The organism is Cognataquiflexum nitidum, assembly GCF_022538055.1.
GTDB lineage: Bacteria > Bacteroidota > Bacteroidia > Cytophagales > Cyclobacteriaceae > Cognataquiflexum > Cognataquiflexum nitidum.
This window is the reverse complement of the sequence record NZ_JAKZAM010000007.1, coordinates 25,093-46,328: the sequence shown is the minus strand read 5'-3', so window position 1 is coordinate 46,328 and position 21,236 is coordinate 25,093. Positions and strand designations below refer to the sequence as shown.

Here is a 21,236-nt window from a genome sequence, read left to right as displayed (position 1 = left end):
AAAAACTTATGCGAGCAAGAACCGGAAAAAAGACTTTATTTTTCCGCTCATCTTCTTCCGGCTTCTCCGGAATAGGAATTAGCACCTTGTTTATTCAGGTTGCCAAGACGTCATAGGGCCTTTCCCTCGGTCTTTCTCGATAAGCTTTTCAAATTTAAAAGCAATTCTTGGATTTTATGGATTTTTATAAAGATTCTTTAATAGAATAGGCATATATTTCTCCTATATGCAAAATCAAATAGAATCCAGTAAAAAAAACAACTGATAAAACCCACTTCATCTTATTCTATGAAATTAAAATTAACTTACCCCAGATTCATTTTATTTATTTTCTCACTAACGCAATTGTACATTTCAACTTCCTGTAATTCTCCAGAGGCTAAAATTCAAGCAAAATCTGAGGTCAGTTGGGATGCTAATCAAAAACTTGTGGAATTGGGAATAGTTTTGCCTGAGGCAAGTTCTCCTGTGGCCAATTATGTCAATGCGGTCAGGAGCGGCAACCTCCTTTTCCTTGCAGGTAAAGGTCCCGGACTACAGGACGGTACATTTATTACCGGAAAGGTAGGCGAAGACCTGACTATAGAAGAGGGAAAAGCAGCCGCCCGTATGGTGGCAATCAACCAATTAGCGGTTCTCAAAGCTGAATTGGGCGATTTGAATAAAGTCAAACGCGTAGTAAAGGTATTGGGTATGGTGAATTGCAATTCCGATTTCACCCAACAGCCACAGGTTATCAATGGATTTTCAGATTTGATGGTGGAAGTTTTTGGTGAAAAAGGGAAACATGCAAGATCTGCCGTTGGCATGAATGCATTGCCGATGAATATCTCAGTGGAAGTGGAGTTGATAGTGGAAATCGAAGACAATTAATGTTTGATCCCTATACTCATCTGAAAATAAGGATTGGACATATAGCCAGACATTGGCATGTCGAGTAGTTTGTAATTGGCCAAGGGGATTTCATATCCACCATTAACTCCAAACATGATTTTGGAGGCGTGATTTGGTGATAATGGAATCCCATAGGCAACAAATACTTCAGGTTTAGCCATCAGTCCTCCTTTTCTCAAAAATGCATCATGAAGGGGCTCTTCAAATAATCTCGGAAAATCAGGTTTTGTATTATCAATTAGGCTATATCGAATATTGCCATAACCTAGACCTGCGGTGCCTCCAAGTTCAAGGTTTTTTCTCTCAAAAAATTTAAGCCCAACATTTCCATAAATCCTCAAGCTGTTTAGTGTGTGACTTTTGGTTTCATTTGCTTCTCCTTCAAGTCCAAGATTAAATAAATCAACCCCATACAAAAAGCCCTTACTTTCTCCCATTACTTTCAATCCGACATTGTTTGGTCTTCCTTTGAAAGGCGCTAAACCATTTTCCTGCAAAACAGCATTGAATCCTTCAGGTTTTGTGAAGTGAAAACCATAAACCAAGTGAGCGCCAATTGCGGCATCTTTATAAAAGAAATTGTGATCAGGTATCGTAACGCCTGCTCCCAACCTGAAAAAAGCACCGCTTTGGGTACTATTAAATCTGATATTGTTCAATTTCCAAGAGTTCTCAAAAGGGCTGAAAGAATATCCAAACCTCGCCAAAAACTCTATGGCTTCTTCCCTACCCGGAATCGGTACATCATAACTCATCTGAAACCCGATTTCGGTCAAAAACCCGGTCATATTTAATGTTCCTTTATGCAGATTGCCGTCCCGGAGGATAAATCCATGTTCCGGGTTTTCGAAGAATTCTCCGAGATTTTGAGCGGGGTTTTCTTTTAACATCTGAAAATTGAGAAATCCTGTCCCCACTGACATGTAGTGGATCAACTGAAAATTACCCTCCTCTGTAAAGGCAAATCCTACATTCAAATAAAACCTTGTCGTGTTATAATCTATTTGAAATTCATCAAAATTAGATTTAGGCCCTCCATTTTGAAAAAGCTCCAAGCCAATAATGAAATCATTGAATCTGGTAATGTAACCAAAACTCAGGTTGGAGTAACTGTTTCTCATGGGTGAAAGCCCCTTATTGGAAAGCATTTGGTTAAATTCCCTTAAGTTTGCCCCGGTCCTACCATAAGTCATATACATGGTAGACCTGTTGGATTTCTGGGATTGAGAAAAAACAGGAAATCCAATAGAAAATGAAATCAATAGTCCTAAGAAAAACCTCATACCGTTTTGTTTGATTTCAAAATTATAATGAAAGAGAGAATGACTAGCTCCTTTTTTCAAATTTATGGCTTAAGGTATTTGAGTATTTTGGTATAAAGATTATCAGGGTTAAACGGTTTGCTGATATAGTCATCCATTCCCACTTTATCCAGTTGGTCTTTAACTTCAATCAACGAAGACGCTGTAAGTGCAATTATCGGAACATGCTTCTTTTTTTCATCCTCCATATTTCTAATGAATTCAGCTACATGGAAACCATCCTTTTCTGGCATCTGAAGGTCAAGTAATATCAGATTAAAATCTTGTTTGACATAGGCCTCTATAGCCTCGTTGCCATCATTTGCCATCACTACGTTCTTAACTCCCCATTTATGAAGGAATTTTTTTATCATGATCTGATTGACAAGGTTGTCCTCAGCGACCAAAATACTCGCATCCTCCAAGAATTGTAATCTATCCGGGTGGTCATCCTGAGAAAAAATGGCCTTTGAATTGGGTTTTTCAAAAATTGCTGTAAATGTAAACCTCGTGCCTCCTTCTTCTCTTTGAAAGGCTTTGATATCTGCTCCTAAAAGTTGGACTAGCCTTTTGACAATGGCGAGTCCAAGCCCCGTTCCTCCATATTTTCTGGTAGTTGCAGCACTAGCTTGCGTAAATGCCTCAAAAACAAGATCAAGTTTTTCTTTGGGTATTCCGATCCCAGAATCCTCAAAGTCAAACCTGATTGCTATTTTCCTCTCATCCTCATTTTCCTTATTTAGTTTGATTTTAATAAAACCTTTTTCAGTAAACTTGACAGCGTTGGAAACAAGATTATTTACTATTTGTCCCAACCTGACAGGATCACCAATGAGGTATTGGGGCAATGTTGGATCTGACTCAAAAATTATCTGAAGTGCTTTTTCCCTTGCCTGATAGGAATAAGAATGCAGGATTCGGTTGAAAACATTGCTGAGTTCAAAATTGACTTTTTCAAGTTCTACCTTCCCTGAATCAATCTTACTGTAATCGAGGATATCGTTGATCAGTCCAAGGAGGTTCTCTGCCGAAAACTGAAGTGTCTTTAAATTTTCAAGTTGATCCGGCCTAGGATCATCCTCGATTAAGAGGTGGGCCATGCCAATAACTGCATTCATTGGAGTCCTGATTTCATGACTCATGATGGACAGAAACTGGGATTTTATTGTCGATGCCTGCTCTGCTTTTTCTTTGGCATGGAAAAGCTCCTTCTGGGCTTCTTTAAGGTTTGTGATATCCCTTGCGATACCTGTATAATACATTTTCTTTCCTTCTTCGTCAGTAACCAGCTTTCCATTCGAACTGAATACCCTGTAATCGCCTGTAATATGTCGAAGTCGGAATTCGAGGTATTGATTTTTTTCAAAAAAATTCGGCTCTGATTCAGTTTTTTCTGAAAAAACGGAAAGGTCTTCAGGATGTAAAAAATCTGCCAAACTTTTATTCACAACATCCTCTGAAGGATAACCAAGAAACTGCTTCACATTTGGAGAAATGTATGTGAGGTTCATACCAAGATCAAGAGAGAAAATAATCTCAGTAGATTCCTCCACGAGTTTTCTATACTTTTCCTCATTTTTCTTCAAATTTTCCTTTGCCTGATATTCCTCATTGACATCTCTCAATATCCCTAAAGCATATTCAATCTCACCGCCATACATAATTGGTGTAACGGTGATTTCATATACCCTACGTCGGAAAACCATATGCTTTTGAATGATTTCATTTTTGAGCAATGCACGAGTGACTATGGGCTGAATTTCATTGAGATTGCCGGTGTGTACTTCTGCAAGGGTTTTGCCTTCAAAATCCGATGCAGTCATTCCCCAATCAGCAAAATTTGTCCCTTGTGCAGCGATATACCGCAAGTCCCTATCTATCAAAAAAATACTTGTGCCCGGAATGTTAGATGCCAGCACCCTATATCTTTCCTGGCTCCTGAGGATTTCTTCCCTGTTGTTTTTTCTTTCTGTAATATCTTGAAGTATCCCCTCATGGACAAAGATCCTTCCCTCCGAATCGTACACTTCTCTTGTTCTATCTTCGACCCATCTGTAGGACCCATCACCTTTCCTGATCCTATATTCCCCTGAAAATGCCGGAATTCCGGTTTCGCTTTCTCTTGAATAATAATAATCCAAAAGCCTGACCACATCATCCGGATGAATCAAATCGAGAATGCTTGTTTTGGAATTGACAAGCTTGGACGAATTGTAACCAAACTGCCTGATATTTTCAGTGATGTAGAGAATCCTGAAATTTTCATTTGGGTCGACTGTAAACAATACTGCAGGACTGTTTTCGACAATCATTTGTGCTTTGCGGGCAATGGCTTCCTGCCTCACCTGAAGAGACAAATTTCTGATAACAAAAGAATATCCGATTTTTTCTAAATCATCATTCAAAAATTGTTGAACAGAGACCTCATAAGGATATACCACTCCGGTCCTAAGCCTGAGTTGCATCTGTTTTGTAATTCCTACATTGGAATTTAAGCTTCCTAAAAGCCTTTCAAGAGAATTGGAGTCTTCAAAAATAAACTCAAAAAGGTCAGTTATTTTTCCTTGAAAATTTTCGCCTTCAGTGATTTTACACTCCTTCAGTCCAGCCTTGTTGATATAGATAATCTTGAGTGAAGCATCAGTCACTACTATAGGGTCATCAACTTGGGTTAGGATTTGAGATTGTAATTTCAGATAGTTTTCAGCATCTTTTTTGTGAGTAATGTCCGAACAATACCCAAAGACTTCCACATCCGAGCTCTCTTGGATTTCCCTCACCTGGATGGTAAAGCTTATAAATTTTTCTTTTTCCTCTTTGGTAAAAATTGAAAACTCTCCATATGTTGTACTCCGGGTTTTGACTGCCTGTTTTAATTTTTCCAAGAAACCCCTCCTATCAGACTTTTTTATTCTATTTAAAAAGCCTTGAAAATCAGAGGAATAAATATCCTCCGGCAAATCAAAGATCCTTTTTAAACCTGAGGAATAAAAAATCCTCCTTTTTGTATTGCTAAACCTCCAAGATCCTGATTTGGCCAAAATCTCCGTAGAAGCAAGTAATTTTTCGTTCCGTTCAAGCCTCTTTTTGATGGCTCTATTTATAAAACTTCCGGCATAAATATCCCCCAGCTGACGAAGTACATATTCATCCTTTTCATGCCAGGCTCTTTTTTCATGGACTGCATCTAATCCGAAAAAACCAATCAATTTATTTTCAGAAAAAATAGGAATAAGCACAAAGGATTTAATTCCCTGTTGTTGATAAATCTCCCTTTCTGTTTGGAATTTTTCAGGCATCAAATCTACATCAGGCACAACCAAAACCTCTCCTTTGCGAAGATATTCGATCGTCAGGTTTTCATCAGTAATGGGGAGATTTTTGAGGTGTTGGATCTGAGGTTCAATGTTTTCTGCAGTCCATTCGTAGACATTCTCGATCTCTTGAAGCTCATCATGGACTATAAATATGTATGCTCGGTCAGCCTTTTCAAATTCACCCAACATCTTAAGTGACAATTTGAAAACCTGATCCACTTGATTGTAACCAACATTGACAAACTTCGCAGAAATCCTGTTGATTAAATTTTCAAGTTCGTATCTCTTCAGCAAAGACTTTTTTGCTTTCCAAAATGCCGTATTGTCTCTGGCACTAAAAAGTATCCCTCTGATATTGGGATCATCAATAAGATTTCTACAGTAGCTTTCAATGTATACTTTCTTACCTTCAGGAATATGGACCCAAAAATTAATGTTTATCTCGGATTTTGATTTATATACCTGATCAAGATCTCCTTCTTCTATTCGGATTATACCTTCATTAATAAAATCCTTGTAGGATTTGCCAATTATTTTTGAGGTATCAATGCCCAACTTGTCAATGACAGCAGCACTCAAAAATTTATATTTTCCTTCCTTATCCAAAATAACCACCATGTCGTGGCTATGTCTTAGGACGCTTGCGACAAAATTAAGATCGAGGACCTCATTAAATTCACCATTCTCAAAATTTTCAATTTTTTCTAACTCTACAGGCTTACCGATAGCAGCACAATACCTCTGATCTCCTTTGCCATATACACATTTAAACTCCCATCTATAATTTTGGGGAATACCGTTTGAAAGAATCAATGAAGAACAAAAGCCGTTTTTGGGCAAGTCTCCAGTCTTGAAGAAAAACAACAAATCCTGATTGATTGCATCGGAATGGAAAATTTCCCTCCAATCTACAAATTGGCTAAAAATGTTTTCTCTGAAGTACTCATTGAAAAAAAGGTCATTTTTATCGGAAAAAACAACAATTGGATCTTGTATATGATCAAAAAAACCAACTATATCTAAATTTTTAACTATACTCATGTATCGTGGAAAGAATACTCTTGCTATTTGAAACCACATCCTCGATTTTCAAAATCAGGAATGAAATATACACAGTTACAAAGTCTAAGTTTAATCATTTAAATAATAAAATCCATACGATGTTTCAAATTAAAATTTTCTTGAAATTGGGGTTTGGGTATTTAAACTACTCCCTTAAAACAAAAATCATAAAGCAAAATTTTCCTTTGATATCTATGGCACTGCTATGTCTCTAGGATCAATATCAAATCTGGTTTTGATTTTGATAAATACCATCAAAAAATGAAACGCAATATGCCGAAGAAAGGAAAATTAGGTTTGAAATTATGGTCAAGTAAAACGAATAAATCTTTCAATAATGTAATCGAATTAAGAAAGTTGTAGAATAAAATTTTTTCCCTACAAAATATTATTTTTTTAATTTTTTGGAGTTAAAAATACCCAGTATTGGTTATTTTTTGTATACTTTTAAATCCATAAGTTTGATCAACTTTTAGAGTTTCTCTAAGAAGTGTTTAAGTTCAATGAAGGGTTTATCCCAAATTAAAAATCCCCGATATTATCGGGGATTTTTTTATTTAGAATTAATTATATAATTAATTCACAGCAGTGGTATCAGCAGCAGCAGCAGTAGAATCCACAGGTGCTTCTTCTACAACTTCAGGAGCTACTTCCTCAACAGGAGATTCAACTACTTCAACTTCCTCAGTTGTTTTGTTGCCACAAGAAGCCATAAATGCCGTAGCAGCGATCATCATTGCAAAGATTGTCTTTTTCATAGTTTTGTTTGTTTAATGTCCTTTAGGACGGTTTGATTTTTGATTTTTGATTTTTGATTTTATAATTAATTTTTAATCGGTTTTTTTGTTCCTTCAATAGCCATAGGGTGATGTGCTTTTCTTGTTAAGAAAACACGATTACCTACACATTAAATGATAGGTAACACAATATGGGCTTTGTTATTTTGGGGGATTGCTCAGCAGTATTGCCTGAGCGAAATACAGACGGAATAAAATTCAATCAGGGAGCATGTGTATTCAATGAATACTTAAGGTTCTCTAATTTTGGTAAAAATATATGAGCTGTTTTATCAACAGATTGCATTTCAATAAAAAGTAAATCCAATGCCAAAAAAAATATGAAATTCGATAACTGGATTACTTCAATCTTATCAAGTTTGGAAATTTTATTTCCGGAAGGTATTTGAAGTGTATTGGGTAATTCAATGAACTTGAATTCAGCTTCAGAAACAAATTCACCGGAGTAAACTATGTCGGGTCTTTTGACAAAACTATCAAGAACAGCCAATAAAGTAAAAAATATAGCCATGGAACAGACAAAAAGCCTTATTCCTGTTGAAAGACCATATTTCAATCCTGTATTCATTTTACAAAATTATATAATTTTTTAATTATCCTAACCTTTTTTTTCTAATGGGTCAAAAAATAGCAGTTCCTTTAACAATAATCTAAAAAAATACCTGAATCATTGATAAACACAAAAAGTAAACTTTACTTATAAATTAATGCATTTAAGTTATTCTATTTGATTTAAATATGAAATTATGAAAATAAGATCTATTTGAAAACAATATAATTTTCTGACAAAAAGCCTGCAATTTTGATTAAAAAAACCTTTCCTTAAATGAATAAATTCCGACCTTTACAACCCGATTATATTGAAAAATGGATAAAAGTTTAAGAATAATTTTTATGGGGACCCCTGAGTTTGCGGTTCCTTCCTTAGAAATACTTGTAAAAAATGAATGGAACATCGTGGCCGTAATCACGGCCCCAGACAGGCCGCAAGGCCGAGGTCAAAAATTAGTCCATTCACCTGTAAAAGTGGCTGCATTGAAGAGCGACATTCCGGTGCTACAACCTACCAACCTTAAAGCACCTGATTTTATAGCAGAATTAAGGAGCTATAAAGCTGATTTGCAAATCGTAGTTGCCTTCAGAATGTTGCCTGAGGCGGTTTGGAACATGCCATCTAAAGGAACTTTTAATCTGCACGCTTCACTGCTTCCAAACTACCGAGGAGCAGCACCAATTAATTGGGCTATTATCCATGGAGAAAAGGAAACAGGGGTGACTACATTTTTTTTAAAACACGAGATAGACACAGGCAGCATCATTTTCCAGGAAAGGGAATCTATAGCCACCGATGATAACATTGGTAGTTTATATGAAAGATTGATGAAAAAAGGAGCCAAGTTGGTTTTAAAAACCGTGGAGGCGATATCTGAAAATAATGTCACAACCCAAGTCCAAGATGAAAGTCTTGCTGTGCATCATGCTCCAAAAATATACAAAGAAACCTGCGAAATAGATTGGAAAAAGCCTGCCTACAGCATTCATAATCTGATCAGGGGGCTTTCCCCCTACCCTGCGGCATGGACTTTATTGGATGGCAAAACATACAAAATCTATAAGAGCGAAATATTAAATAAAGATCTGAATGGGCTCCAGCCCGGAGAATATATGACAGACGGAAAGAAGGACTTGATATTTCAGACCGGTAATGGGGCTTTGAAAATATTGGAACTTCAGATGGAAGGAAAGAAAAGACTTGAAATTTCAGACTTTTTAAGAGGGTACAAATTACCTTGAATATACACAATCAAAGAAAAACCAACATGCTATTGAGGGTTATAACCTAATATTTTTTTACACTCTACTTTCCAGAAATAGGCGCTGAATAGTCAAAATAATTAGCTCTAATTTGGAGACCATCCACCTCCCAAAGCCCTGTAAAGATTGACCCTTGTCTGAAGTTGTTGGATCTTCAACTCAACCAATTCTATTTCTGCTTGGAGCGCTCTGCTTTGGGCATTTAATACATCTAAATAATTTGCATAACCCACTGTAAACATTGTGTTGGAATTATCTACTGATCTTCTTTGCACCATAACCTCATTTGATTTGTTTTCTAACTGACTGTCAAGGGTTTGAAATTGATTGACTAAATCCAATACCTCAACATAGCTTTTTAATACTGCCTGTTCATAGTCATACCAAGCGATTCTTTGGGAGGCATTTGCAACTTCAAATTGCATTTTGATTCGATTCCGGTTAAAAATAGGGGCTGACAATCCCGCCCCAAGTTGATAGACCATGGAAGCGGGATTTAGAAATAGTTTGCTAAAATCAAAAGAATTAAAACCTGCCATTCCAAATAAATTTACAGAAGGGAAAAAGGCTGCACGTGCTGCATAGACATCTGCATTTGCAGCAATAAGCTCACGTTCTGCCATTCGGATGTCTGGCCTAAACTGTAATAATTCAGCAGGTATACCTATTTTCAATATTTTTGATTGAATAAATGCATCATCCATAGTAGCCCTTTCAAATTCAGTATGGTAAGTACCCAATAGCGTTGTCAGCTGTAGCTCGGCAGATCTTCTCATCCTTTGCTTTTCATGGACCAACGCTTTAGAATTAAGCAAAAGAGCTTCAAACTGGTCCACGGCCAATTGATTGCTTTTACCTGATTCTTTTAAATCTTTGGAGAGTATAAATGCGAGTTCCTGAAGTTTGATGTTTTCTTGAAGAATTAATATTTCCTCATCTAGTCCCAACAATAAATAGTATTGGACTGCTACTTGGGAAATCAACCAAGTTTGAACATTATGAGCCATTTCTTGGGATGCTAAATATCGGGCTGATGCCGATTTTCTCAGGTTTTTATATTTTCCCCAAACATCCACTTCCCAACTAAAACTACCACCTATTATGAAGTCTCTGTAAGGATCGGGAATTTTTTGTTCTTCAGAGGTATTATCCGAAAGATTTGTGTCAAAATTTCCAACGCCATCCATTGTAAATTCCCCAAATTTCCTTATGGAACCTCCAGCGATGGCATTTACTTCTGGCATCCATCCTACTTTGGAAATCCTAAGATTTGCCTGAGACAACCTTATTTTTTGAAGGGTTTTTAAATTATCTTGGTTATTTGCCAAAGCAAGTGTAATCAGCTGCTTTAGTTTTTCATCTTCGAAAAACCTTTCCCAGCTTAATAATGTGTAAACTTCAGCAGTATCCAATTCCTGCTGCTCAAATGCTGTAGGAAGGATGCGGGAATCATTAGGTTGGTTTATTTCTAATGTTTTACATGCCGGATTGAAAAAAAACACCGACAAGAGTCCAATAATTAGGTGAATTCTACTTTTTTTCATGAAGCACTTCCTGTGTTAACAATTTGTCTTTCATTTTCTTCTATAAAATCTTTCTTTTTATATCTGGTGGCTAATGATTCAAATACCACATACAATCCTGGAATTAAGAAAACCCCTACAATAGTGCCTATCAACATACCTCCTGCCGCTGCAGTACCTATTGTCCTATTGCCGATAGCACCTGCACCGGAGGCGATCGTTAACGGTATCAATCCAGAAATAAATGCGAAAGAAGTCATCAAAATTGGTCTCAATCTTTCCACCCCACCATTGATAGCGCTTTGTAAAATGGAAAGGCCTTTCTGCCTATTTTGAATAGCTATTTCAATGATAAGGATGGCATTTTTACCCAATAGGCCTATGAGCATGACCAATGACACTTGGGCATAAATATTATTTTCGAGACCGGTCAACTTTAGAAAAAGAAAAGATCCAAAAATCCCTGCCGGAAGTGACAGAATCACAGGCAAAGGCAAGAAATAACTTTCATACTGGGCTGCCAACAACAAATACACGAAAACCAAACAAAGCAAAAATATATATACTGCTTGGTTACCTGACTCTATCTGTTCCCTAGTGATACCTGACCAGCTTATTTCAAAACCTCTAGGCAAAGTCTCTGCGGCGACCTCCTCTACTGCTTTAATTGCATCACCGGAAGAGAAACCCACTCCCGCATCCCCATTGATGAGTGCTGAGGTAAACATATTGTATCTCGTAAGCTGTTCAGGTCCATAAACTCTTTCCATTGTCAGGAAATTGGAATAGGGAACCATCTGACCATCCTTATTTTTGGCGTACATATCCAGAAGAGATTCTGGAGTAGTCCTAAACTCAGGGGAAGCCTGAATCATTACTTTATACATTTGGCCAAATCGAATAAAATTAGAAGAATAAAAGCTGCCAATATAGCTTTGTAACGTAAGCATAGATTCTTCTACAGACACACCTAGTTTGGCTGCTTTATCATGATCAACTATCAGGAGGTACTGCGGGAAATTTGGATCAAAATTGGTTGAGACTCCTTTCAATTCCGGCCTGGCATTCAAATCGTTCAAGAATTTTTGTGAAACTGCAGCCATTTCGCCCAGACTACCCCCCGACTTATCCTGAAGCCTCAATTCAAAGCCTGAAGCATTGCCAAAACCCGGTACCGGCGGGGGTGAGAAAAACTGAATATCCGCACCCTTGACATGGGAAGTCCTCTCTTGATAGTCTACTATAAGTTCATTGACATTTTTATCTCTATTGCCCCAATCCACCAGATTTATCATTCCCATTCCATAAGAGGCCCCTGCTGTTTCTGTCAATAAAGAATATCCGGCAAGTGTGGAGATAGTTTCCACTTCATCGAGTGGCAGCAAACTCCCCTGCACCTGATCCATTACGTCACTAGTCCGTTCCACGGTAGCTCCTGGTGGGGTAGTGACAGATACATATATCATTCCCTGATCCTCATTGGGAATAAAACCCGTCGGTACTATGGACATAGTGCCGTAAGTGAGAAAAAAGAACAGAACGAGGAAACCATAGGTAAACACTCTTCTATCAGCAATTTTTCCAAGTATAAAAGCATACTTATTAGAAAAGGCATCATATTTCTTATTGAACCAAAAAAAGAATTTTTGTAACCATCCTTTGGAAGGATCGTGTTCAACATTGGCAGGTTTTAACAAAATAGCACATAAAGCCGGAGACAAAGTCAATGCATTAATTCCGGAAATCACGATTGCTATTGCTAGGGTCAATGAAAACTGCCTGTAGAAAACGCCTACCGGTCCTGATAAAAAGCTAACAGGTACAAAAACTGCAGACATCACCAAAGTAATTGCGACAATCGCCCCACCAATTTCACGCATAGCAGCTATGGTCGCATCAAAAGCACCCATATGGAGTGTATGCATTTTTACGTGCACAGCTTCCACCACCACGATCGCATTGTCCACCACAATCCCAATAGCTAAGACCAATGCAAAAAGTGTCAATAAATTAATGGAGAATCCAAATAGCTGCATAAAAAAGAATGTGCCTATCAATGATACCGGTACAGCAATAGCAGGAATCAAGGTGGATCGGAAATCCTGAAGAAAAATAAAGACTACAATAAATACAAGAATAAATGCTTCAATCAGGGTTTTTATAACCTCAAATATAGAAGCATCCAAAAATCTTGAAACATCATATGATACGTTGAAAGTCATGCCGGGAGGAAAAGATTCTTCCTCTAATTCTGACATTTTGATTTTAATATTCTCAATTACTTCACGTGCATTCGAACCAGGTCTTTGTTTGATCATGATTGACGCAGAAGGTCTTCCATCAGTCATCGAAACCATACTATATTCCAAGGCATCGAATTGGATATCTGCCACATCCTTCAATTTTAGCAATGATCCATCAGGCAATGCCTTTAGGGTTATGTTTTCGTAGTCCTCTACTTCATTGAATTTCCCAGTGTATTTCAATACATATTGAAGTGCCTGCGGGTCTCTGTCAGATGCAATGCCAGATTTACCAGGCGCAGCCTCGACGTTTTGCGACGTTATTGCCTCAGAAATATCCTGAGGAGATAAATTGTAGGAAACCAGACGGTCAGGTTTTAACCAAACACGCATTGCATAATCCTTGAACCCCATAATCTGGGCAAACCCAACTCCGTCTATTCTTTTGAGTTCAGGCAAAATATTTATATCTGCAAAATTGTAAACAAATTTTTCATCTTGGAGGGAATCTGATGTGACAAGATTTAGGTACATCAGCATACTGTTTACGTCTTTTTCAGTCGTCACTCCGGCTCGAATTACCTCTTCGGGTAATTCGTCCAACACTGTTGTTACACGATTTTGTACATTGACAGCGGCTTGATCAGGATCAGTACCAACTTTGAAAACAATGTTAATCAAACAAATTCCGTCATTTGTATTGACCGAGGTCATGTAAGTCATGCCGGGAACACCGTTTATAGCCCTTTCGAGTGGAGTAGCGACAGCTTTGGACAATACCTCGGCATTTGCCCCTGTATACTTGGCAGTAACAGTAACCGAGGGAGGAACGATTTCAGGAAATTGGGTGATGGGCAAGGTGAATAAAGCCAAAATCCCCAATAACGTGATGAAAACCGAAATTACCGTAGATAATATGGGTCTTCTGATAAATATTTCAAACATGTTTGGTTTCAGATATCATGAAAAATAAATTACAAACTTATGCTTAGGGTATCATAAGCCTCTTTCTGACTGATAAGGTTCGGCAAAATGACCATACCGTCTTTTACCTGTTGGATTCCCTCATAAATGATTCTATCACCAATCTCAAAACCCTCTGCCACATAAAATAGCCCAAAACGCCTTACAGGCTTAAAACTTCTGACCTTGACAGTGTTATTCTTGTCAAGAATATAGACATAGCTATAATCCTGAATTTCAAAGGTGGATTTTTGAGGTACTAAAAATACATTATTGAGCTGATTGTTCATTTGGATTCTTCCTGTAGATCCATGCTTGATCAATTGATCAGGATTAGTAAAACGTACCCTTAAGGCAATGGAGCCGGTTCCTCTTTCAAAATCCGCTTCCATCGTTTCCAACTTGCCGGGGTATTGATAAGTCTCTCCGTCTGCCAAAATCAATTTTACATTTTCACCAATATCCCCCTGCTCCCCTTCCATTTTCGCCCTCATATACCTAAGATATTCATTTTCAGTTATTTTGAAGTAAGCAAAGACTTCGGAGATATCAGTGATATTGGTCAATAATTCCCCTTGAGGGATCAAAGAACCTTTCTTGTAGGGAATTCGGTCTACAATACCATCAAATGGTGCCTTAATTGTCGTATAGGATAATCCCGTCTTTGCATTTTTCAACATTGATTCTGCCTCTAAAATCCCAGACTCAGCTACTGCTTTCTTTGACCTAGCCAATTGCAATTCAGATGGAGATATAATGTCTTTTTCTACCAAAATCTTCAACCTATCCACCTCCACTTGGGCTGCTTGAGCTTCGGCTTTTGCTTGGGCAAGTTTTGCGTTTGCGGAGTTGACCATTTCCAAAAATTCCATTGAGGATAGCTGAAAAAGATTTTGCCCTTTCCTAACAAACTGACCCTCATCGACATAAATCTGATCAACGTAACCTTCTACTTTGGCTCTTACTTCGACAAACTGCACTGCTTGAATGTCAGCCACAAAAGTGACAGGTACTTCGATGCTCATTGGCTTCATTTCAAGGATGGGAATACTTTGAAGATCAAGTGTATTTTGATCTTTGGTTTTACCATTTTGGCATGACAGGAAAACGGTAGAGAACAATAAAATAGACAATACTGACATGCGCAGCTGTCTCATGCTTTTCCAAAAGGAAGAGCTTGAATCATTTGATTTCATGATTTTTAGGATAAGGATTAGATTGTCTTTCTTAGATCAATAGACCTTGGAAATAAAAAAGGGGATAAAGCATCCCGAAAAACAACTTTTGATTTCAGGGTGCGTTTTTTAAAATATCACCCTTTAAGAAAATTGAATTAAAGTGGGGCACGTAAATTTTATGTACTAGAGGATTAAAAAATTTATAAATTTTGACTGCATTAAATGAAAATATCCTGTCAATTACATTGATAACTCCGATTCTTTGAAATTTGACAACTTTACTAGATGACGTTCTGGTTAGTGAAGAAAGAGAAATTACCACATCAATTTCACTTTCTGAAACCAATTCTTCATTTGTTAAATTACTGTTTTGGTCGTTGTATTCATACACCACCGATAAAACAACAAAAAAAATAGCTAGGGAAATTGTCAGGAATTTGACACTATTATTAAGATTGTAGTGGTATAAATTTTTCATTGTGCAAAAATAAATGAGAGAAAATCAGATTTGCAATAATTATTTGAAAGTAATAATTTCATTTTGACAGCTGTTAAACAAAAATGTCTTTTCAAATCATACTTGCTATATTTTAAAAACACGGGATTTGAAATTCAGGATCAAAATCTGGTTCGTTCATATCAATTTTCAAGTTAACGAAAGAGTTATTGAATTGTTCAAATATTTTTTCTGAAAATCATACCAAAGCAACAAAAATATTGAAATGATTTCCCAGACTCTTGATTTTGCATTTTCTGTTTTGAGTACTTTTAACCATAGGTGAGATACCCACCCAAACGGATTCTATGCAAGGCCAAACATTACCTGTAAAAAATCCTTCCCGGACATTGATTGCAATTTGAAAATAAAGGACTTGGTCTTTGTGGCCGGTTATGGGGCTTAGTAAATATTGGTTCTTCAGATGGAAGGAAATAAAAGACTTGAAATTTCAGACTTTTTAAGAGGGTACAAGTTACAGTAGGAAGAATTTAGAGGGAAAGAAAACCAAGTTGAATTCAATATTGACATTATTTTACTTGCCTTTCTAAGGCAAAAGAAATAATTTACATTCCAATATTTAATTGAATTCCTTTAATAACAAATAAGTTTTCTTTCAATTAACATTCACCAAAATGAAAATAACAATCCAATTTTTCTCTGCCTTTGTTTTTTTATTGACCTCATTTTCGGTCAATGCACAATTTATCAATAAATTAAAAAATGCCGCAGAACGCGGCGTAAGTAGGGCGATTGAAAAAAAAGTGGAAAGTGAAATGGAAAAAATTGCCAGAAGAAAGCTGGACAAGATGTTCAAGGATGTCTATGGAACAGACGATCCAAGTACTATTCCGACAATCGATTTTGAAAAATTGATGTCTTCTATATACAATGACATCGAAGTAGATGATTCTTATGATTTTGAAGGTTATTCGATCTTAGAAATTACAGGTCAGGATGAAAAAGGAAAGCAAAATGAACCGATCTTATTGACTTCGTATTTTTCAATAAATCCTGAAATAACAGGAATGAAATTTACAGATCCTGACAAAAAAGAAGATGGAACCTATGTGCTAATCTATGATTTCAACAGGAATGCAGGCATCACTTTACTTGAAAATGAAGGTGAAAAAATGAGGATGACATTTGCCTATAATTATATGGAGATGAGCGAGTCTGTGATATCTGAGGGGATCGATGACCCAAAAGTTGAGGATGTCACTTTCAAAAAAACAGGGAATTCAAAAACTATTTCTGGCCTGGAGTGCGAGGAATACCTTATCGAAACAGAGGAAAACATCACCCATTATTGGGTCACGAAAACTCCAATAACAGGACGAACCCCGTTTTGGAGTCAAAACAATCCTTTTTTAACAGCAAGGATGAAAGACCAAAACCCCGATATGTTCAACAACCTTCCCAATGGTAATATGATGGAAGCGCATGTTGTAAGCAAAGTTGACAAAAGTAAAATCGACATGGTCACAGTAGAATTAAAGGAAAACAGCAAAGAGCGATTTGTGATGGCGGATTACCCAAGTATAACACAATCCATGAAATAATTGAGGATTTTAATATTTTATTTTTTTTGAAACAGCACTTTCTTCCTACAGGGAGTAGATTAAGAATAGTGCATTCTTTTCAGCCGGGATTTCTTGATTAAATAAACCTTGGTAACTTAGCCCAAAACTCAAAAAATCTTGAAAATATCTATCATCGTTGCCAAAGCAAAAAATAATGTCATTGGCAAAGACAACCAATTGATTTGGCGTCTATCAGCTGATTTACAGTTATTCAAAAACCACACCATAGGTCACCACATTATCATGGGGAGAAAAACCTATGAGTCAGTAGGCAGGCCGCTTCCCAATCGAACCTCCATCGTGGTCACCAGGAATTCTTTTTTTGAAGTCCCTGAAGGCCATATGGTAGCCCATTCACTCGAGGAGGCTATACAGATATGTATCGGCAAAAGACTAGACAATGTATTTATAATCGGAGGTGCTGAAATCTACAATCAGGCTTTGCCCATAGCAGATGAACTGATGATTACCGAGGTAAATGCTTTACCTGATGGAGATGTATTTTTTCCTGAATTTGATAAAAGTGAGTGGAAAATCGTGTCGACTACATCTTATTTCAAAGATGAGAAAAATGAATATGATTTTGACTTCGTGGTTTATAAAAAACTAAAACCATGAATCAGAACGTTATTTGGATCACCGGTGCAACATCCGGAATTGGAAAAGCCCTCTTTCAACAATATTCCAAAACTGATTCTAAATTGATCATTTCGGGAAGAAACAAAGCAGGATTGATTGAGCTGAAGGCATGTTCAAAAAAACCGGAAAATGTATTTGCCTTGCCTTTGGATCTTTCTGAAGCAAAAAATTTTCCAAATATAGTCAAAGAGGCTATTCAAGCTTTTGGAAGAATTGATGTTTTGATAAATAACGGAGGAATCAGCCAAAGATCTCTGATCATGGAGACTACCCCAGAAGTGGACCGAAGGATCATGGAGGTAAATTTTTTTGGAACCGTTGGATTGAGCAAAACACTCCTCCCCCATTTTGTTGGAAATAAAAGCGGACAGTTTGTTGTGGTTAGCAGCCTCGTTGGAAAATTTGGCTCGCCATATCGATCCACTTATGCAGCCGCCAAACATGCCCTTCATGGTTTTTTTGATACATTGAGGGCTGAGCATTATCGTGACAATATCACCGTGACAATGGTATGCCCTGGTTTTATTAGGACCAATGTTTCCCTCAATGCCCTTACAGGAAATGGGACACCCCTCCAAGCAATGGATGATGCACAAGAAAAAGGAATGAGTCCAGATTCCTGTGCCAAGCAAATAATTAAGGCTGTTTCAAAAAGAAAACAAGAAGTCAATATAGGGGGGAAAGAGATTTATGCTGTAAAATTGAAAAGATTTTTCCCCTTGTTGTTTTCAAAATTGATAAAAAAAGCCAAAGTAAGATAAGCCAAATCATGCTGAATTATAAAGAAGTAAAAGCTGAGATAATCGCTATCGGGGACGAGTTGCTCTATGGTCAGATTACAGACACCAACAGTCAGTGGATCAGTCAGGAACTCGACAAGATTGGTGTCCGAGTAGTCCATAGGTCGACAATAGGCGACAATAGAGATTCTATACTTGCTGCATTTGAAGCCGCTGAAAAAAGAGCCGATATCATTTTGATGACAGGCGGACTAGGCCCTACCAACGACGACCTCACCAAACCACTTCTGGCAGAATATTTCGGATGTGGGATTGAATTGGTGCCTGAGGCATTGGAAGCGGTAAGGACCTTTTTTGAAAAAAGAGGTAGGGAATTAACCAATCTGAACAGGCTGCAAGCCCACTTGCCCACCAAATGTGTCTATATCCCAAATGAATTGGGCACTGCTCCGGGAATGTGGTTTGACGAAAATGAGAAGAAATGGATGTCAATGCCGGGTGTACCTCATGAAATGAAAAACCTGATGAACCTGCATGTCATCCCCAAAATAAAATCACTCTTTACATTACCGAATATTTACCACAAAGTAATAAAAACTGTTGGTATAGGTGAAAGCTGGTTAGCCGACCTGATTAAAGATTGGGAAAATAACCTTCCCTCCCACATCAAACTCGCCTATCTTCCTTCTTTGGGTCAGGTAAAACTCCGTTTGACTGCATTTGGTGAAAACCTTTTCTCGCTTCAAAATGATGTGCAAATTGAAATCGAAAAAGTAAAGCCCTTGATTGAAAAATATATCTACGGCTATGACAAAGAAACTCTCGAGGAAGCCATCGGTAGAATGCTGAAACAAAATGGCAAAAAAGTGGCTTTAGCAGAAAGTTGCACAGGGGGGTATATTTCGCACCTAATCACAAGCATAGCGGGAAGCAGCGATTATTTTCAGGGAAGTCTCATACCTTACCACAACACATTCAAAAATGAGTTGCTTGACGTTGAAAATGAAACCTTGGAGTCTCACGGTGCGGTAAGCGAACAAACTGTCATCCAAATGGCTGAAAATATCAGAAAAAAATTCAATGCGGATTTTGGTCTGGCAAGTAGCGGAATAGCAGGCCCCGGAGGAGGATGGGCCGAAAAACCTGTCGGGACGGTTTGGGTTGCATGCGCTTTTGAAGGAAATACCGCGACTAAAAAGTTACAGCTTACCCAAGACAGGATGCTTAACATCCAATTGACTGCTGTAGCAGTTTTGAATTTGTTACGCTTAAGCATTTTAGGGAAAACAGAATAAAAATTATATTCGACGATTTTGGATTGGTAAAAATAAAATTTAATTTTAAAACTTGGAAATAAACCCAATTAAATAATATAAGAATGGCAAATGTAGAAATGCTGATGCCCAAGATGGGTGAAAGTATTATTGAAGGAACAATACTCACTTGGCTGAAAAAAGAAGGTGATCTCATTGAGCAGGATGAATCAGTACTAGAGGTTGCGACAGACAAAGTAGATACTGAAGTCCCTGCGACCCATGCCGGCATTTTGAAAAAAATATTGGTCAAAGAAGGAGAGGTCGTGGCAGTTGGTGCCCCAATAGCAATCATTGAATCGGAAACCGAAACGGTAGATTTACCAAAATCTGCAGGTCAGCCCTCTGTCTCTCCAAAAGAGGAATTACTCGCTGTGGCTCCGGCACAAACGACATCTGTAATTTCAGCAATTTCACAGGAACAATTGACCTCGGGAGACGACAGGTTTTATTCTCCTTTGGTATTGAGCATTGCAAAGGAAGAAAAAATTGGCAAATCAGAATTGGCCTCTATTCCGGGAACAGGTAAAGATGGCCGTGTCACCAAGCAGGATATGCTTTTATTTGTAAGAAACAGGTCAGAAAGAAAGTCTGTGATAACCGATTCTTCTAAAGGTCAATCTGCATATGCTGCCCCAAGGGTGGAAATGAGTATTTCTGCTCAAGATGAAATTATGGAAATGGACAGGATGCGAAAGATGATCGCCCAAAGAATGGTCGATTCAAGGCGTATTTCTGCCCATGTGACTTCTTTTGTAGAGGCCGATGTGACCAATATTGTTTTATGGAGAAATAAAATAAAAGACGCCTACAAGAAAAAAGAAGGAGAAGGATTGACCTTTACTCCTTTCTTTGTTGAGGCTGTTGCTAAGGCAATAAAGGATTTCCCAATGATCAATATCTCAGTAGATGGAGAGAAAATCATCTTGAGAAAAGATATAAATATCGGTGTAGCTGTTGCACTGCCTTCAGGAAACCTTATCGTTCCTGTGGTGAGAAATGCCGATCAACTTAATCTTATTGGTCTTTCCAAAAAAATAAATGATATCGCAAACCGAGCCCGCATCAACAAACTTTCTCCTGATGAATTGAGCGGAGGAACATTCACATTGTCCAATGTGGGTTCATTTGGAAACGTGATGGGAACTCCTATCATTATGCAACCGCAGGTAGCCATTCTTGCCGTTGGAGCTATACAGAAAAAACCCGCTGTAGTAGAAACCCCAACTGGAGATGTCATAGCTATAAGACATAAAATTTTCCTTTCCCATTCTTATGACCACAGAGTTGTCGATGGTTCTTTGGGCGGGATGTTTGTCCGGAGGGTTGCTGACTACCTTGAAGCTTTTGACTTGAATACCGAATTATAAAA

14 protein-coding genes and 1 riboswitch are annotated in these 21,236 nt (G+C 37.7%); of the genes, 7 read left to right on the top strand and 7 right to left on the bottom strand.

Features of this window, described 5'->3' with window-relative positions:
* Positions 1-44: 44 nt before the first annotated feature.
* Positions 45-146, bottom strand: a riboswitch (SAM riboswitch).
* A gap of 283 nt (positions 147-429) precedes the next feature.
* Entirely contained in the window at positions 430-873 is a 444-nt protein-coding gene (locus tag MMU07_RS06330) for a RidA family protein (protein ID WP_418884505.1), read from the top strand.
* On the opposite strand, the gene MMU07_RS06325 is transcribed toward MMU07_RS06330, so the two are convergent.
* The 4 genes from MMU07_RS06325 to MMU07_RS06310 all read right to left on the bottom strand — a co-directional run bounded on the left by MMU07_RS06325 (position 870) and on the right by MMU07_RS06310 (position 7,939).
* Positions 870-2,177 carry a hypothetical protein gene (locus MMU07_RS06325; RefSeq protein ID WP_241125005.1) on the bottom strand — a complete coding sequence of 436 codons (1,308 nt, stop codon included), beginning with the start codon at positions 2,175-2,177 and terminating at the stop codon, positions 870-872. The two genes, MMU07_RS06330 and MMU07_RS06325, sit on opposite strands and share 4 nt — an antisense overlap.
* Positions 2,178-2,239: 62 nt before the next feature.
* Positions 2,240-6,553 carry a PAS domain S-box protein gene (locus tag MMU07_RS06320; protein WP_241125004.1) on the bottom strand — a complete coding sequence of 1,438 codons (4,314 nt, stop codon included), beginning with the start codon at positions 6,551-6,553 and terminating at the stop codon, positions 2,240-2,242.
* 596 nt (positions 6,554-7,149) lie between these two features.
* Positions 7,150-7,332 (bottom strand): hypothetical protein, encoded by a 183-nt coding sequence (locus MMU07_RS06315; protein ID WP_241125003.1) that lies wholly within the window; start codon positions 7,330-7,332, stop codon positions 7,150-7,152.
* Between the two features lie 241 nt (positions 7,333-7,573).
* Complete coding sequence (locus MMU07_RS06310) at positions 7,574-7,939, bottom strand: hypothetical protein (RefSeq protein ID WP_241125001.1); 366 nt, start codon at positions 7,937-7,939, stop codon at positions 7,574-7,576.
* A gap of 299 nt (positions 7,940-8,238) precedes the next feature.
* Here MMU07_RS06310 and fmt point away from each other — a divergent pair, with 299 nt between their 5' ends.
* Positions 8,239-9,165, top strand: coding sequence for a methionyl-tRNA formyltransferase (fmt, locus tag MMU07_RS06305; protein ID WP_241125000.1), 927 nt, complete (start codon positions 8,239-8,241; stop codon positions 9,163-9,165).
* Between the two features lie 107 nt (positions 9,166-9,272).
* On the opposite strand, the gene MMU07_RS06300 is transcribed toward fmt, so the two are convergent.
* Genes MMU07_RS06300 through MMU07_RS06290 form a run of 3 tightly spaced genes read right to left on the bottom strand, consistent with a single transcriptional unit; the run spans position 9,273 to position 15,111 of the window.
* Positions 9,273-10,730, bottom strand: coding sequence for a TolC family protein (locus MMU07_RS06300; protein WP_241124999.1), 1,458 nt, complete (start codon positions 10,728-10,730; stop codon positions 9,273-9,275).
* Positions 10,727-13,897 (bottom strand): efflux RND transporter permease subunit, encoded by a 3,171-nt coding sequence (locus tag MMU07_RS06295; RefSeq protein WP_241124998.1) that lies wholly within the window; start codon positions 13,895-13,897, stop codon positions 10,727-10,729. The genes MMU07_RS06300 and MMU07_RS06295 overlap by 4 nt, the downstream gene beginning before the upstream one ends.
* A 29-nt stretch (positions 13,898-13,926) precedes the next feature.
* Positions 13,927-15,111, bottom strand: coding sequence for an efflux RND transporter periplasmic adaptor subunit (locus MMU07_RS06290; RefSeq protein ID WP_241124997.1), 1,185 nt, complete (start codon positions 15,109-15,111; stop codon positions 13,927-13,929).
* A 1,113-nt stretch (positions 15,112-16,224) separates the two neighbouring features.
* Between MMU07_RS06290 and MMU07_RS06285 the strand changes: the two genes are divergently transcribed.
* The 5 genes from MMU07_RS06285 to MMU07_RS06265 all read left to right on the top strand — a co-directional run bounded on the left by MMU07_RS06285 (position 16,225) and on the right by MMU07_RS06265 (position 21,234).
* Positions 16,225-17,151 (top strand): DUF4412 domain-containing protein, encoded by a 927-nt coding sequence (locus MMU07_RS06285; protein ID WP_241124996.1) that lies wholly within the window; start codon positions 16,225-16,227, stop codon positions 17,149-17,151.
* A 138-nt stretch (positions 17,152-17,289) separates the two neighbouring features.
* Positions 17,290-17,790 carry a dihydrofolate reductase gene (locus tag MMU07_RS06280; protein WP_241124995.1) on the top strand — a complete coding sequence of 167 codons (501 nt, stop codon included), beginning with the start codon at positions 17,290-17,292 and terminating at the stop codon, positions 17,788-17,790.
* Complete coding sequence (locus MMU07_RS06275; RefSeq protein WP_241124994.1) at positions 17,787-18,572, top strand: SDR family oxidoreductase; 786 nt, start codon at positions 17,787-17,789, stop codon at positions 18,570-18,572. Before MMU07_RS06280 ends, MMU07_RS06275 begins: the two co-directional genes overlap by 4 nt.
* 8 nt (positions 18,573-18,580) lie before the next feature.
* Positions 18,581-19,846 (top strand): competence/damage-inducible protein A, encoded by a 1,266-nt coding sequence (locus MMU07_RS06270; protein WP_241124993.1) that lies wholly within the window; start codon positions 18,581-18,583, stop codon positions 19,844-19,846.
* An 83-nt stretch (positions 19,847-19,929) separates the two neighbouring features.
* Complete coding sequence (locus tag MMU07_RS06265) at positions 19,930-21,234, top strand: dihydrolipoamide acetyltransferase family protein (protein ID WP_241124991.1); 1,305 nt, start codon at positions 19,930-19,932, stop codon at positions 21,232-21,234.
* Positions 21,235-21,236 lie beyond the last annotated feature (2 nt).